The sequence below is a fragment of the Pantoea sp. SGAir0184 genome (assembly GCF_043544755.1).
Window position 1 is genome coordinate 2,907,848 of the sequence record NZ_CP028050.1, and the last position, 15,708, is coordinate 2,923,555.

Genomic DNA, 15,708 nt, shown 5'->3' on the forward strand with positions numbered 1-15,708 from the left:
TATAGAAGTTATCGTTCTGTGCCACGTCGCAGCCGATTCTGCCGTTTCGTCTATAGTTAACAATCGGATAGCGTTCAGGAGGCAGGATGAGCAAGATTAAACGCAGAATTGACGACCACGGCGTCATCGGTGATTTACGCACCTGTGCCCTGATCGCGAACGACGGCACCATTGATTATCTCTGCTGGCCCGAACTCGATAGCCCCTCCGTGTTTGCCGCCCTGCTCGACAGCAACGAAGCCGGCCTGTTTTCGCTGGCACCGCAGTGGCAAAACGCGCGCCAGCAGCAGCTCTACCTGCCCGATACCAACATTCTGCAAACCCGCTGGCTTGATGAGGCCGGCGTGGCGGAAATCACTGATTACATGCCGATCTGCGACGAGCGCAGCAAAGTGCCGCGCCTGGTGCGGCGGGTAAAAATGATCCGCGGCACCGCCACCTTTGATCTGCGCTGCGCGCCGCGTCACGACTATGCCCGTGCGGAAACGCGCACGGAGACGCGCCCCGGCGGCATCGCCTTTGTCGCTGAAGGCCAGCCGTCGCTGCGCCTGAGCGCCACGGTGGTGATGACGCGCGAACCGGACAGCGCGGTGGCGCAGTTTACCCTGCAGGCCGGTGAGCACGCCGAATTTGTGTTTGGCAACGATGACGATCCGCAGGTGCAGCATATCGCGACCGAGCGCTGCTTTCGCGATACGGTGGATTACTGGCGGCGCTGGAGCAGTCACAGCTCCTATCGCGGCCGCTGGCGCGAGATGGTGACGCGCTCGGCGCTGGCGCTCAAGCTGCTCACCTCGCACCAGCACGGCTCGATTGCGGCTGCCGCCACCTTTGGCCTGCCGGAAGAGCTGGGCGGCGAGCGTAACTGGGATTACCGCGCCTCGTGGATCCGCGATGCCTCGTTCAGCATGTACGCGCTGATGCGGCTCGGCTATGTGGAAGAAGCGCGTGACTTCACCCATTGGGTCGGCCGCTGCGTTGAGCACAGCCACGACGATACGCCGCATTTGCAGGTGATGTACCGTCTCGACAGCGGCACCGAGTTGCACGAGACCGAACTGCTCAACCTCTCCGGTTACGCCAACTCGCGCCCGGTGCGCATCGGCAATGATGCCTGGCGCCAGACGCAGCTGGATATTTATGGCGAGCTGATGGATGCGGTCTACCTTGCCAATAAATACGGCGAAGCCATCTCGCAACGCGGCTGGCGCCATGTGTCCAGCATGATTGACTACGTCTGCGTTAACTGGAACCAGCCGGACGCCGGTATCTGGGAGATGCGCGGCGAGCCGGAGCACTTTCTGCATTCGCGCCTGATGTGCTGGGTGGCGCTAGACCGCGCACTGCGGCTGGGTATGAAGCGTTCGCTGCCGATGCCGTACGATCGCTGGGATCGGGTGCGCAGTGAGATCCGCGACGACATCTGGCAGAACTTCTGGAACGATGAACTCGGCCACTTCACCGCCACGCGCGGCGGTAAATACCTGGATGCGTCGATGCTGCTGATGCCGCTGGTGCGCTTTGTCAGCTCGACCGATCCGGAGTGGATCGCCACGCTGGATGCCATTAAAACCCATCTGGTGAGCGACGGTTTAGTGCGGCGTTATAACATCAGTGAGACGCCCGCCGATGCGCTGACCGGTGGCGAGGGCGCGTTTGCCGCCTGTTCGTTCTGGTATGTGGAGTGTCTGGCGCGCGCCGGGCGGGTGCATGAGGCGCACTTCGAGTTTGAAAAGCTGCTGAGCTACGCCAATCCGCTGGGATTGTACGCCGAGGAGTTTACCTCGCACGGCAACGCGCTGGGCAACATGCCGCAGGCGCTGACCCATCTGGCGTTGATCAGTGCCGCGTTTTTCCTCAACCGTAAACTGAGCGGCGAAGTGACGCTGTGGCAACCGTAAGAAAATTCACATTTTGGGCGGCGTGGCAAAGAGAATAGTCTGTGAAACGCCGCGTTTTGCGTAAAGTATCTTCAACCAGCGAAAATCCTGATTCCCATCATTGCGCCTATGCACATATAATGCGCAGCGGGTTATTCTGACCCTGATGGGTTCGACACACTGACAAGCCATGAAAATGGCCATAACGACTTGTAAAAACATGAAAAAAAGCATTCGCGCGTTCGCTTCACTCGCCCTCGTACTGGCGGCGTTCAGCCAGTCGGCCTTTGCAGTCGTCTATCCGCTGCCTCCAGCGAATAGCCGCCTGATTGGCGAAAATATTGAAATCACCGTGCCAGACGACAGCAAACTGCCGCTGGAAGCGTTTGCGGCGCAGTACCAGATGGGCCTCAGCAACATGCTGGAAGCCAATCCGGGCGTGGACGTTTACCTGCCGAAAGCAGGCACTAAAATGGTGATCCCGCAGCAGCTGATTCTGCCTGACGCACCGCGTGAAGGCATCGTGATCAACAGCGCCGAGATGCGTCTCTATTACTACCCGAAAGGCACCAAAACTGTCGTGGTGCTGCCGATCGGTATCGGCGAGCTGGGTAAAGATACGCCGGTTAACTGGACCACCGCGGTTGAGCGCAAGAAGAATGGCCCAACCTGGACGCCAACCAAAGCGATGCACGCAGAGTACGCGGCGCGCGGCGAGAGCATCCCGGCCGTGTTCCCGGCAGGTCCGGATAACCCGATGGGCCTGTACGCGCTGTACATTGGCCGTCTGTATGCGATTCACGGCACCAACGCCAACTTTGGTATCGGCCTGCGCGTGAGCCACGGCTGCGTGCGTCTGCGTGCGGACGACATCAAATGGCTGTTCGACAACGTGCCGGTCGGTACGCGCGTCCAGTTCATTGACCAGCCGGTAAAAGCCACCGTTGAGCCAGACGGTTCGCGCTACATCGAGGTTCACAATCCGCTGTCGACCACCGAAGAGCAGTTCAACTCACGTGAACTGGTGCCAATCAGCCTGACGTCCGCCGTGACCAAAGTGGTGGCCGATGCCAGCACCAATCAGGATGCCGTGAACAACGCCATCCAGGCACGTACCGGTATGCCGACCAAAATCAACGGTCAGCCGGGCGAAGCCCAGCCTGCGCCGGTGATGGTACAAGAGTCTTCTGACGCGATGCCGAAAGAAGAGCCGATGACGCCGCAGGGTGCCACCGCCGTCGCGCCACAGGCCGATGCGCAGCAGCCCGCTGAAGCCGCCCCGGTTGAGCAGGCCGCGCCGGCACAGCCTGCCAGCAACGGCAACAGCCTGTAAGGGTTTGCTGTCGATGATCAAGCCAGCCGCAGGGCTGGCTTTTTTATTGCCCGATCGCCGGGGTCGCCATCAGTTGCGCCCCTGCAGATCATTGTGCGGTTGTGTCGCGGTGCAGTTGCGCGCTCAATCGTGCGGTCGGCGTAACGCCAGCCAGCCCGCCACCAGGGTAAACACCAGCACCACCAGCACTAACAGCAGAAAGCCGTGCGGATTGTTCGCCAGCGGAATGCCGCCCACATTCATGCCAAAAAAACCGGCTACGATATTGATGGGCAGCGCCAGCACGGTGATTGAGGTGAGCAAAAACAGCGTTCGGTTGCTCTGCTCCATCAGGCGGGCAGCGATCTCCTCCTGCAGCAGGCGAATGCGCTCCATCAGGCTGGCAAGATCGTTAAGCGCCACGCTGAACTCCTCGGTGAAAATCCGCAGCTCACTGAGCGGTTCCCGGTTGAGCCAGTTTGGCGGCCGGTTAAGCAGGCGAAACAGCGCGGCCGGCTCCGGCGCCAGCAGCCGCTGGACGCGCAGCAGCATGCGGCGCAGATGGCCCAGCTCGCTGCGGTTGGCTTTGATCGCCGCGCTCAGCAGCCGCTCTTCTATCGCATCCACCGCCTGGCTGGAGCGCCGCACCACCTGCTCCAGCTGCACTTCCTGTTCGCCGAGCAGCCACAGCAGCATCGCATCCGGCGCGCTGAAGCACAGCCGATCAATCTGCTGATGCATACGTTCAATCATGCCAACCGGGCGATAGCGCGCGCTGACCATCACCTGCGGCCGGCACCAGATCCACAGCGTCGCATTTTGCGTGTTGCGCTCCTCTTTACTGAAGGTGACGTCATTCAGCACCGCCAGCAGCGCATCGTTTTGCTGCGCCAGCCGGGTGCGCGGTGAGGCCGAATGAATCTCATCGAAAAAATCGTCATCTACGCTGAAGTGGTCCTGAACCCAGCGCTCGGCGCGGGCATGATTCAGGTTAATGTGCAGCCAGAGAAAGCAGCCGTCGGGTAAGGTGTGCCGCGCCAGCTGCGCGGCCTCGCGCGCGTTGAGCCGCTGTGGCGGCGCATCCGGGTTGAACAGGTAACCGTGAATCAGTCCGGCGACTTCGTTGTTGAAGTCGGGCAGCGAGGCAAGCGGCAGGACAGGCTGGAGCATAGCGGCGTGAAGATCCTAGAGCGGTCAGATCCACAGCCTGCGACAGGTCTGTTACAGCATGATGACAGCCCGTGCTGGCATCATCATTCTGTCATACAAAACCCGTATCACACTGCAGTTAACGGGTGCCATTCGTGCATCGTTAATTCACCCCGGGGGGTGTGTTATGGCTGAAAACAGTTTCCCTGCATCATCGTCCGCCCGCGGACGGCCCAATCTGCACCCGCGCAGCGGTCGCGCGTCGCGCGTGCTCTTTCTACTGTTGCTGGTGGCCGGGCTGCTCTTTACCGGCATCAACCTGTTTAACGACGTAGAAGAGACCGGCGCGGTCGTCACCAGCTATACGCCGTTCCTGCTGCTCGGCGTGGCGCTGCTGATTGCGCTCGGCTTCGAGTTTGTTAATGGCTTCCACGATACCGCCAACGCCGTCGCCACGGTGATCTACACTCACTCGCTGTCGCCGGGCGTGGCGGTGGTGTGGTCCGGCTTGTGTAATTTCCTTGGCGTACTGCTCTCGAGCGGCGTGGTGGCGTTTGGCATTATTTCGCTGCTGCCGGTGGAGCTGATTCTGCAGGCGGGCAGCGGTCACGGCTTTGCTATGGTGTACGCGCTGCTGTGCTCGGCGATTGTCTGGAACCTCGGCACCTGGTATTTCGGCCTGCCCTCTTCCTCTTCGCACACGCTGATCGGCTCGATTATTGGCGTGGGCGTGGCGAATGCGCTGCTGCACGGCCGCAGCGGCACCAGCGGCGTCGACTGGGATCAGGCGGTTAAAGTCGGTTACGCCCTGCTGCTGTCGCCAGTGATTGGCTTCATCTGCGCCGCCGTGCTGCTGCTGGCCATGAAGGCATTGGTACGCAATCGCCAGCTGTATCAGGCGCCGGAAGGTAATCAGCCGCCGCCAGCGTGGATTCGTGGTCTGCTGATCCTCACCTGTACCGGCGTCTCGTTTGCCCACGGCTCGAACGACGGTCAGAAAGGCATGGGGCTGATTATGCTGATCCTGGTCGGCACCATGCCGATCGCCTATGCGCTCAACCGCTCGCTGCCGCCGGAGCAAATTCCGCGCGTGGCGGCGTTAACTCAGGTCACCGAACAGCAGCTGCTGACGCTGCAGCCGCCGCCCGCCGCGATGCCGGCAGCGCGTGAGGTGCTGACGGAATATGTGCGCACCAGCCAGAACCGGCCGCAGGTGCTGCCGGCGCTTGGCATAATGCTCGGCGATATCGGCGAACAGATTCGCCAGTACGGTTCGGTAGAAAATATTCCGGCGCAGGCGGTCACCAACACGCGCAACGATATGTATCTCGCCTCGGAGACCATCAAGCATCTGCAATCGGCCAACGTCGCGCTGCCGGAAGAGACGGCGCGTAACCTGACGGCGGTGAAGCACGAGCTGGACGCGGCTACGCGCTTTATCCCGATGTGGGTCAAAGTGGTGGTGGCGATTGCGCTGGGTCTCGGCACCATGGTCGGCTGGCGCCGGATTGTGGTTACGGTGGGTGAGCGCATCGGCAAAACCCATCTCACCTATGCGCAGGGTGCCAGTGCGGAGCTGGTGGCGATGGCCACCATTGGCGCAGCCGATGCCTTTGGTTTGCCGGTGTCGACCACCCATGTGCTGTCGTCCGGCGTGGCCGGTACCATGGCGGCCAACCGATCCGGCCTGCAGCTCGCCACCCTGCGTAATCTGGCGCTGGCGTGGGTGCTGACGCTGCCGGTATCGGTGCTGCTGTCAGGGCTGCTGTATGCGCTGTTTATTCATCTGGCCTGATAGGCTCTGAAGACTGCTGGTGCAGGCGCAGTGTAATCAGGAACGCGCCCAGCACCATCAGTGCTGCCGCCAGATACACCGACTGCATGCCCCAGTGGCCGATTAACAGCCCCGCCACTGGTCCGGTCAACCCCAGCCCCAAATCGAGAAACGCCGAATAGGTACCGAGCGCCGATCCCTGATCCTGCTGCTGTACCCGCTTCACCGCTTCCACGCCCAGCGCCGGGAACACCAGTGAGAAACCGCCGCCGGTGAGGAAGGCGCCAATATCCACCAGCCAGCTGGTGTCCGCCTGCCAGATCAGCAGCAGACCGGCGCCCTCCAGCACGAAGGAGATCAGCGAGACCTGCAGCCCGCCGAAGCGCGTGATATAGCGCCCGCACGCCAGCCGCACCAGCACGAAGCCGAGGCTGAACAGCGTCAGCGCGAACGCCGCGCCGCTCCAGTCGCGACTGGCGAAATAGAGGGTAATGAAGGTGGAGATCACGCCAAAGCCGATGGTGCCAAATCCCAGCGCCAGGCCAAACAGCCAGACGCGGCTGACCACGCGATGAAACGGAATGCGCACGCCGGCGCTGACGCTGACCGCCGGCTTGCCGGAGGCCATCCAGAAGCCGATCGCCCCCATCAGAGCGACCAGGCCAGCAAAGCCGCTGATGCCAAAAATCTGATTCAGCAGCACGCCCAGCGGCGCACCAATCGCCATGGCAAAGTAAGTCGCCACGCCGTTCCACGAAATGACCCGCGCGGTTTGCCGCGGGCCAACGATGTTCATGCCCCACAGCGTCGAGCCGGTACTGCTGAAGCTTTCCCCGACGCCGAGAAACAGCCGCCCCAGCGCCAGCAGCGTCAGGCTCAGCAGCGGCGCACCGCTGCACAGCGCGGCAATGATCGACAGCACGCCGCTCATGCCGCAGCACACCAGCCCCATCATCACCACGCGTTTCGGGCCGTAACGATCGGCCAGCCGTCCAGAGTGCGGGCGACTGAGCAGCGTAGCGAAATATTGCAGACTGATGATCAGCCCGGCGATAAACGAGCTGAAGCCCAGCTGGTTATGCACAAACCCCGGCAGCACCGCCAGCGGCAACCCGACGGACAGGTAGCAAAAGAAGGTGAAAACGATGACGGAGAGGATGCGTTTATTTAACTGAGCATTACTCAGTACAGCGGCGTCAGACATGGAAGATGGCGTCAGAAACGTGGTGAAAGCGAAGGTTCACTATACCGGTTAGCAGACTAAGGATCGCGGCTTTTTTTGTTATAAAACATGGCGGCAGCGCACACTCTCGCGTGGTGATCGCTGGCTTGCCCGTTAACACGGCGGACCTGACGGTTCAGGTACCACCGCTCAGGTTCAGATGCAGGACACCTGGGCCATGCGTGCGGCATGGCGTTCGATGGCGCTGGCGATCTCGGCGGAGACACGCAGCGTGCGGATCTCGCTGAACAGGCCGTCGGCCTCATGGTAGGCTTTGCGCAGATAGCCCAGCCACTGCTTGATGCGCGCAACGTGGTAATTGCCGGTATCACCCTGCTTTTCCAGCTGGGTGTAGCGCAGCAGCAGCTCAACCACCTGCGACCACGGCATCGGGGCTTCGTTGTATTTCACCACGCGCCCCAGGTTAGGCACATTGAGCGCGCCGCGCCCGAGCATGACCGCGTCGCAGCCGGTAATGCGCAGGCAATCCTGCGCATCCTGCCAGTTCCAGATTTCGCCGTTGGCGATCACCGGAATTGTCAGACGCTGGCGAATCTCACCAATCGCCTGCCAGTTGATGCTCTCTGCACGATAGCCGTCCTCTTTGGTCCGGCCATGCACCACCAGCTCGCTGGCACCGGCCTGCTGCACCGCATCGGCGATCTCGAAACGCCGCGCGCCCGAGTCCCAGCCGAGCCGCACTTTCACCGTGACCGGCAGATGAGCGGGCACCGCCTCGCGCATCGCTCTGGCACCGCGATAGATCAGCTCCGGATCTTTCAGCAGCGTCGCACCGCCGCCGCTGCCGTTCACCAGCTTCGACGGGCAGCCGCAGTTGAGGTCAACGCCCCACGAGCCCAGCTCCACCGCGCGTGCGGCGTTTTCTGCCAGCCACTCAGGATACTGGCCCAGCAGCTGCATGCGCACGCGTGTGCCGGAGGGCGTCCGGCTGTGATGGTGCAGTTCCGGACACAAACGGTAGAAGGATTTTACCGGCAGCAGCTGATCAACCACGCGTAAAAACTCAGTGACGCACAGGTCATAGTCATTCACACCGGAGAGCAGTTCACGTACCAGCGAATCCAGTACGCCTTCCATAGGCGCCAGTAAAACCCGCATACCGTTACGCGTTCCCGTTGCTCTTCGCTGCCGGACGACGTGAGCGCGCCGGTTTACCCGCGTTGCCTGCCGCCGGGCCGTTGTTGCCCGGACGACGCGGTGCACGCGCCTCGCCCTGTGGACGCGCGCCGCCGTTACCGGCGCTGGCACGCTGACCATTGCCGCCGCTGCGGCTGCGCGGTGCGTCAGTACCCTGCCCCGGCGCGCGGCCCTGGCCACGTCCGCGTGGCTGCTGCTGACGGCCATTCTGAATCGGCTCCGCCTTGATGCTCGGATCCGGCTCAAAGCCCGGCAGCGCAATGCGCGGAATTTCCCGCTTCAGCAGGCGCTCGATATCACGCAGCAGCTTGTGCTCGTCCACGCACACCAGCGACAGCGCAGCACCGGTGGCCGCGGCACGACCGGTACGGCCGATGCGGTGCACGTAATCTTCCGCCACGTTCGGCAGCTCGTAGTTGACCACGTGCGGCAGCTCTTCGATATCCAGACCGCGCGCGGCAATATCCGTCGCCACCAGCACGCGAATGCCGCCGGTTTTGAAGTCGGCCAGCGCACGGGTACGCGCGCCCTGACTTTTATTGCCGTGAATGGCGGCGGCAGTGATGCCATCTTTGTTGAGCTGCTCAGCGAGGTGGTTAGCACCGTGCTTGGTGCGGGTGAACACCAGCACCTGCTGCCAGTTGTCGCGACCAATCATCAGCGACAGCAGTTCCCGTTTGCGCTTCTTATCGACAAAATGCACCTGCTGCGACACCTGCTCGGAAGCGGTGTTGCGGCGTGCCACTTCCACCTGTTCCGGGTTAGTGAGCAGTTTTTCCGCCAGCGCTTTGATCTCGTCCGAGAAGGTGGCAGAGAACAGCAGGTTCTGCCGTTTGGCCGGCAGTTTTGCCAGCACGCGGCGAATGTCGTGGATGAAGCCCATGTCGAGCATGCGATCCGCTTCGTCCAGCACCAGGATTTCCACCTGCGACAGATCGACCGCGTTCTGATGCGCCAGATCGAGCAAACGCCCCGGCGTGGCGATCAGTACATCGACGCCGCCGCGCAGTTTCATCATCTGCGGATTAATGCTGACGCCGCCGAACACCACCAGCGAACGCATATTGAGGTACTGGCTGTATTCACGTACGTTTTCGCCAACCTGCGCTGCCAGTTCACGGGTTGGAGTGAGGATCAGCGCACGTACCGGACGGCGACCGCGCGCCGCTGCCGGTTTTTCTGACAGACGCTGCAGCAGAGGCAGCGTGAAACCGGCGGTTTTACCCGTGCCGGTCTGGGCGCTCGCCAGCAGGTCACGACCGGCCAGCACCACGGGAATCGCCTGACGCTGGATTGGCGTCGGTTCACGGTAGCCCTGTTCTGCTACCGCACGCAAAATATCGGCATTCAAGCCGAGAGAGTCAAAAGACATGCAGGTGTATTACTCCGAACCGCCCTGATCGCGCTGCGCGATGTAGTTTTCAGGAGGGATATGACGCAGCCTCAAGGCCTGCGTGTGAAAAGGGCACAAACTACCATGCGTAAGAGCGGCAGTGTAGCAGCTTTCCGCAAGAACCGCGACCAGCAAAACGTGAGGGTGATGGGCCGCTACGCGGTAGCGCATAAAAAAGGAGCCGCAGTGGGCTCCTCTTTTCTTGCTGGCACGTCCGCTTAGCTGCGTTTTTTCTGTACGCGTTGCGGTGGCTCTTTGGCCAGCAGCGACACCAGCGCCGGGCCCACCAGCATTACCACGCCCAGACAACCAATCAGCAGATTGTTGTGGATGAAGCGTGAAATCAGGAACAGCGTCAGCATCGCCGCGCCGAAGTAGTATGTCGTCGTCACTTCTTCCAGAGAGTCACCAAAGCGGCGCAAACGGGCACTACGCTGCAGGGCCAGCATGGTGATGAACACCAGCGCATAAGCTGCCACCAGGGTACTGCTCACTTCGACCAGTGCCTTATGTTTCCAGCCCCACACCAGTGCCGCGATCACCAGCAGGTGGGTCGCAATATGCAGGCAGGTTTGACCGGTAACAATCTGAACACGATTAGACCATTTCATTCTCTTCTCCTGGCAGACCCAACAGGTCGCCCAAGTGTATCTGACCACAGCCAGACGGATTTCCTCAATGTAAAGCAAATTTCGGATAACACCCTAATTTTCTGTCTCCAGCACCACCCATTTGTGACAAAGACTACACTTTGTTCTGTTGATGATGAAAAGGAGCGCGTCGCAGTATGCCACAAAACACGCAAGGATCTTCATTTAAAGTCCTGACGATCAATACCCATAAGGGGTTCACCAGCTTTAACCGTCGCTTTATCCTGCCGGAACTGCGCGACGCAGTGCGCGCGACTTCGGCGGATATCGTCTTTTTACAGGAGGTGATGGGCACGCACGCCATCCACTCCGCACACATTGAAAACTGGCCGGAAAATTCGCACTACGAATACCTTGCCGACACCATGTGGCACGATTTCGCTTACGGCCGCAACGCGGTCTATCCCGAGGGCCATCATGGCAACGCGATACTGTCACGCTTTCCGATCACCGAATACCAAAACCGCGATATTTCTGTCGCCGGCAGTGAGAAACGCGGCATGTTGCATTGCCAGATCAGCCTGCCGGATCGGCCGGAACCGATTCACACGTTGTGCGTGCACCTCGGCCTGAAAGAGAAGCACCGTCTGGCGCAGATGCGCATGATGTGTGAACTGATTGAGTCGCTACCACCGGATGCGCCCCTGGTGGTGGCCGGCGATTTTAATGACTGGCAGGTACGCGCTAATCGATTCTTACAGCGCGGAGCCGGTCTGCAGGAGGTGTTTAGCATGAAAAACGGTCGCCCGGCGCGCACCTTCCCGGCGCGCTTTCCGCTGCTGCGTCTCGATCGCATCTATATCCGTAATGCATCGGTGAGCCAGCCGTGGGCGCTGCCGGTGAAACCCTGGTCACATCTGTCCGATCACGCCCCGCTGGCCGTGGAGATCTTTCTATGAATTTCAGCTGGCGCGAAGGTAACCAGCTGCGGCTGCTGGAGAATGGCGATCAATTCTTTCCACGCGTCTCCGGCGCGATTCAGCGCGCCCAGCGTACGCTGCTGCTGGAGACGTTTATCCTGTTTGAAGATGAGGTTGGTAAGGCGCTGCACCGCGATCTGCTGGCCGCCGCGCAGCGCGGTGTTAAGGTGGAAGTGATGGTGGATGGCTACGGCTCACCGGATCTTTCCACTCAGTACATCAACAGCCTGACCGAAGCAGGCGTGCGCTTTATCTATTACGATCCGCGCCCGCTGGTGATGGGCATGCGCACCAACGTGTTCCGCCGTCTGCATCGCAAAATTGTGGTGATTGATGAGGAGATTGCGTTTGTCGGCGGTATCAATTTCTCCGCCGAGCACAACACCGATTACGGGCCGGAAGCCAAGCAGGATTACGCCGTGGAGGTGAAAGGACCGGTGGTGCTGGACATCGCACGCTATGTACAGCAGGCGATCGGCAGCGAACAGGTAACGCGCCGCTGGTGGGGCGCGCGCTCCCAGCGCCTGGCGGTGAACGCCCTGCCCGGCGATGCGCAGGTGCTGTTTGTCTACCGCGATAACGATGAGCACCGCGACGACATCGAACAGCACTATCTTGATATGCTGCGCAAGGCGAAGCAGGATGTGATTATCGCCAACGCCTACTTTTTCCCCGGCTATCGCCTGTTGCGGGAAATGCGCAGCGCGGCCCAGCGCGGTGTGCGCGTGCGGCTGATTGTGCAGGGTGAACCGGACATGCCGATTGTCAAAGTCGGTGCCGAGCTGCTGTACAACTATCTGGTGGATGCTGGCGTTGAAGTTTACGAATACTGCCGTCGCCCGCTGCATGGCAAAGTGGCGGTGCAGGATCAGCAGTGGTCAACGGTCGGTTCCAGCAATCTCGACCCGCTCAGCCTGTCGCTGAATCTCGAAGCCAACCTGATCATTCACGACCACGCCTTCAACCAGACGCTGCGCGATAACCTTGAGCAGCTGCTGGCTGCGGACTGCGTGCGCGTCGATGAAGACAAGCTGCCGCCGCGCACCTGGTGGCAGCTGACCAAGAGCGTCATCGTGTTCCATTTCCTGCGCCATTTCCCGGCCATCGCCGGCTGGCTGCCTGCCCATACGCCCCATTTGTCTCAGGTCGATCCGCCGGTGCAGCCGGAAATGGAAACCCAGGACCGGGTTGAAGCCGATAACGAAGGAGCGAAACCCTGATGAGCAAAAAGAACCCGCGCTGGCAGTTAGCGAAAAAAATCCTTACCTGGCTGTTCTTCATTGCGGTGATCGTGCTGCTGGTGGTTTACGCACGCAAGGTGAACTGGGAGGACGTGTACAAGGTCATCGTCGGTTATAACCGCTACGTGGTGCTGAGCGCCGCCGCGTTAGTGGTGGTGAGCTACCTCACCTACGGTCTGTACGATTTGATTGGCCGCGCCTACTGCGGGCATAAACTGGCGAAACGTCAGGTGATGCTGGTGTCATTCATCTGTTACGCCTTTAACCTGACGCTGAGCACCTGGGTGGGCGGTGTGGCGATGCGCTATCGTCTCTATTCGCGCCTCGGCCTGCCCGGCGGCACCATCACGCGCATCTTTTCACTGAGTATTGCCACCAACTGGCTGGGCTACATTTTGCTGGGCGGCGTAGTGTTTGTCGCCGGTATGGTGCCGATTCCGCCCGGCTGGTTCATCGGCGAAGGCACGCTACGGGTGATTGGTGCGGTCCTGCTGGCGATGGTGGCGGTTTATCTGTGGGCCTGTGCTTTCGCGAAGAAGCGCCGCTGGACGGTGAAGGGCCAGCATCTGCAACTGCCCTCGCTGCGCATGGCGCTGTTTCAGTTTGCCGTTTCCTGCGCCAACTGGATGGTGATGGGCACCATTATCTGGCTGCTGCTGGCGCGTGAAGTGGATTATCCCATCGTGCTGGGGGTGCTGTTAATCAGCAGTATTGCCGGGGTGATTATTCATATTCCGGCGGGCATTGGCGTGCTGGAAGCGGTGTTCCTTGCGCTGCTCAGCGGCCAGCATGCCTCGCACGGTGAGATTATCGCCGCGCTGCTGGCTTATCGCGTGCTCTATTTTATTCTGCCGCTGCTGCTGGCACTGGTGCTGTATCTGTGGCTGGAGAGCCGCGCGAAGCATTTACGGCAGAAGAATGAGCGCAAGATGGCGGCGCGATAAGGCGTGCCAGGTGGAGGCTGAATAACGCTTAATACATTACGCCGCTACGGAGAAGGTGAAACGGGCTGATAAGTACAGACCGTTCACCTCGCCGTAGCGGCGCGATTATTTTCACAGCCTTAATGGCTGGTTACTGTTAACGACGGTTACCGAAAATCCGCAGCAGCATCAGGAACAGGTTGATGAAATCGAGATACAGCGTCAGCGCGCCCATGATGGAGAAGCGGCGCAGATTCTCTTTATCGTTAACATCAATGCCCTCACCGATGGCTTTCAGCTTCTGCGTGTCATAAGCCGTCAGGCCCACAAACACCACCACGCCGATATAGGTAATCGCCCACATCAGCGCCGGGCTTTTCAGCCAGAAGTTCACCAGCGACGCCAGCAGAATGCCGATCAGCGCCATAAACAGCAGACTGCCGAAGCGGCTCAGGTCGCGTTTAGTGGTGTAGCCGTAAAAGCTCATGGCACCAAACATGCCCGCGGTAACGAAGAAGGTACTGGCGATCGACGAGTAGGTATAAACAAGGAAAATACTCGCCATTGTCAGCCCGGTCAGCGCGGAATAGAGCATAAACAGCCCGGTCGCCACGGCGCCGCTCATGCGCTGCACCATGCCGGAAAGCACGAATACCAGCGCCAGCTGCGCGATAATCAGGCCGAAGAAGGTGATGCGATTGGCAAACACCAGCTCCATGACGGCAGGCGTGCGCGCGGCAAACCACGACACAAACGCCGTCAGCAGTAAGCCGCAGGTCATCCAGCCATACACCTGCGCCATATAGGTTTGCAGCCCGGTCGAAGCCTGCTGCACGATTGAACCATTACGTGGATATCGATCCATGATGCACCTCTTTAAAAGTTACTGATAACGTCAGTGTGAAGTGTACACCACCGATCGTCAACGGCGCGTCATACACTGCTGATATCGCCCGTCAACCCGCTGGGCAAACCACGCGGTGGTGAGATTACGGGTAATTTTCGGGCTCTCCAGCTTAATGCCCGGCAGCACTTCGCGCGGCAGACGTTTTCCCGCCATCTTATCGGCGAGGATAAAGGTCTGTTTCCACAGCGTGCTGTCGCTGAAGCTTTCGCTGTCGCCCTTCTCCAGATCGCGGCGAATTTCCCGCGGGCTCATGTCCAGCTGCTTCGCCAGCGTGCGCACCGCCAGTTCGGTGGCACTCGCCTGTTCGCTGCCGTAGCGGATCAGGTCGCCGTCCAGCGCCAGTTTGATGCCGCTGGCACGCGCCACCGCAGCCTGGAACGCGGCGTTGCGGCTGGCGTACCAGCCGGCGTTGAAGTCGGCGAAGCGATACAGCGGCTGGCTGTAGTCCACCGGATAACCCAGCAGGTGCAGCGTGCCGAAGTAGATACCGCCGCGCCGGCTAAACACTTCGCGCCGGATCGAACCGTCAATCGGGTATGGATAGCCCTGCGCATGCGCTTCGGCAAAGGCAATGCTGACCTGCATCGGCCCGCCGGTGTGGATTGGGTTGAGATTACCGAACAGCTTCTGCCCCATCGGCACCATATCGATAAAGTCATCGAAAATGGCGCTCAGCTCTTTCTCGCTGTGCACCTTATCGAGACGCGCCGCGTAGCTCTCGCCGTTAGAGGATTTGATCAGTAACGCGGTGCGCACCAGAAACGCCGGCACGTGCACGCTGGCGGCGCGGCGGTCAATCTCCGCCCAGGCGATTTTTGGCAGACCCGGCACGGTAGCATCGGCGCTGAAGTTAGATTCCTGATCGGTCACGGCGATCACCGCGCAAATGTTGCTGGCGCTGGCGTCGATGTGCTGCACGCGCAGCGCGGTGTAGATGTCGTCGGCCCAGGCCGATTTTTGCGTCATATGGGCGGGCAGCAATTGCTGAATCTGCGCTTTCACGTCAGCGGGCTGGCGGGCCGGCAGCTGCGGCTCCTTTTTGGTGCTGCATCCGGCCAGCACCAGCGCAGCCAGCAGCGCTGCGCCGCGTAATATCGTGTTGGTGTTCATCCTGCTCCCTGATAAGCCAGCAAAAACCGTACCTTACCGTTTTCGTGGTCTGGCGGCTATCAGCGCGGG

At 60.5% G+C, this 15,708-nt stretch carries 13 protein-coding genes; 6 read left to right on the forward strand and 7 right to left on the reverse strand.

The window, feature by feature from the left end; all coding sequences use genetic code 11:
• The first annotated feature begins 86 nt into the window (after positions 1-86).
• Both C1N60_RS13765 and C1N60_RS13770 read left to right on the forward strand, forming a co-directional pair.
• Positions 87-1,901, forward strand: coding sequence for a glycoside hydrolase family 15 protein (locus tag C1N60_RS13765; RefSeq protein ID WP_394520992.1), 1,815 nt, complete (start codon positions 87-89; stop codon positions 1,899-1,901).
• Positions 1,902-2,100: 199 nt separating this feature from the next.
• Entirely contained in the window at positions 2,101-3,213 is a 1,113-nt protein-coding gene (locus C1N60_RS13770; protein ID WP_058775308.1) for a L,D-transpeptidase family protein, read from the forward strand.
• 123 nt (positions 3,214-3,336) lie between these two features.
• Here C1N60_RS13770 and C1N60_RS13775 read toward each other — a convergent pair whose 3' ends face one another.
• Positions 3,337-4,362 (reverse strand): transporter, encoded by a 1,026-nt coding sequence (locus C1N60_RS13775; protein ID WP_058775307.1) that lies wholly within the window; start codon positions 4,360-4,362, stop codon positions 3,337-3,339.
• 166 nt (positions 4,363-4,528) lie between these two features.
• Here C1N60_RS13775 and C1N60_RS13780 point away from each other — a divergent pair, with 166 nt between their 5' ends.
• Complete coding sequence (locus tag C1N60_RS13780) at positions 4,529-6,136, forward strand: inorganic phosphate transporter (RefSeq protein ID WP_338670395.1); 1,608 nt, start codon at positions 4,529-4,531, stop codon at positions 6,134-6,136.
• Here the strand turns inward: C1N60_RS13780 and C1N60_RS13785 are convergent.
• The 4 genes from C1N60_RS13785 to C1N60_RS13800 all read right to left on the reverse strand — a co-directional run bounded on the left by C1N60_RS13785 (position 6,120) and on the right by C1N60_RS13800 (position 10,499).
• The gene (locus C1N60_RS13785; RefSeq protein WP_222951147.1) at positions 6,120-7,319 is read right to left on the reverse strand and encodes an MFS transporter; all 1,200 of its coding nucleotides are present in this window, start codon (positions 7,317-7,319) and stop codon (positions 6,120-6,122) included. The two genes, C1N60_RS13780 and C1N60_RS13785, sit on opposite strands and share 17 nt — an antisense overlap.
• 174 nt (positions 7,320-7,493) lie before the next feature.
• A complete protein-coding gene (dusC, locus tag C1N60_RS13790) occupies positions 7,494-8,456 on the reverse strand; it encodes a tRNA dihydrouridine(16) synthase DusC (RefSeq protein WP_031279875.1) in 963 nt (320 codons plus the stop codon).
• A 4-nt stretch (positions 8,457-8,460) separates the two neighbouring features.
• Positions 8,461-9,867 (reverse strand): ATP-dependent RNA helicase RhlE, encoded by a 1,407-nt coding sequence (rhlE, locus tag C1N60_RS13795; RefSeq protein ID WP_278706925.1) that lies wholly within the window; start codon positions 9,865-9,867, stop codon positions 8,461-8,463.
• 239 nt (positions 9,868-10,106) lie between these two features.
• Positions 10,107-10,499 carry a YbhQ family protein gene (locus tag C1N60_RS13800; RefSeq protein ID WP_021508485.1) on the reverse strand — a complete coding sequence of 131 codons (393 nt, stop codon included), beginning with the start codon at positions 10,497-10,499 and terminating at the stop codon, positions 10,107-10,109.
• A gap of 176 nt (positions 10,500-10,675) precedes the next feature.
• Here C1N60_RS13800 and C1N60_RS13805 point away from each other — a divergent pair, with 176 nt between their 5' ends.
• From C1N60_RS13805 to C1N60_RS13815, 3 genes are read left to right on the forward strand one after another with little or no spacing between them, the layout of a single operon-like run.
• Positions 10,676-11,437: an endonuclease/exonuclease/phosphatase family protein gene (locus C1N60_RS13805; RefSeq protein WP_021508486.1), complete on the forward strand. Its 762-nt coding sequence runs from the start codon at positions 10,676-10,678 to the stop codon at positions 11,435-11,437.
• Positions 11,434-12,678, forward strand: coding sequence for a cardiolipin synthase ClsB (clsB, locus tag C1N60_RS13810; RefSeq protein WP_058757843.1), 1,245 nt, complete (start codon positions 11,434-11,436; stop codon positions 12,676-12,678). The genes C1N60_RS13805 and clsB overlap by 4 nt, the downstream gene beginning before the upstream one ends.
• On the forward strand, positions 12,678-13,643 hold the full coding sequence (locus C1N60_RS13815; RefSeq protein ID WP_021508488.1) for a lysylphosphatidylglycerol synthase domain-containing protein: 966 nt from the start codon (positions 12,678-12,680) through the stop codon (positions 13,641-13,643). Before clsB ends, C1N60_RS13815 begins: the two co-directional genes overlap by 1 nt.
• Positions 13,644-13,779: 136 nt before the next feature.
• Here the strand turns inward: C1N60_RS13815 and C1N60_RS13820 are convergent, their stop codons facing one another.
• Together C1N60_RS13820 and C1N60_RS13825 are read right to left on the reverse strand one after the other, a co-directional pair.
• Positions 13,780-14,487, reverse strand: a complete 708-nt coding sequence (locus C1N60_RS13820) for a Bax inhibitor-1/YccA family protein (protein ID WP_021508489.1) — start codon at positions 14,485-14,487, stop codon at positions 13,780-13,782.
• A gap of 57 nt (positions 14,488-14,544) precedes the next feature.
• On the reverse strand, positions 14,545-15,639 hold the full coding sequence (locus C1N60_RS13825) for a DUF1615 domain-containing protein (protein ID WP_394520993.1): 1,095 nt from the start codon (positions 15,637-15,639) through the stop codon (positions 14,545-14,547).
• Positions 15,640-15,708 lie beyond the last annotated feature (69 nt).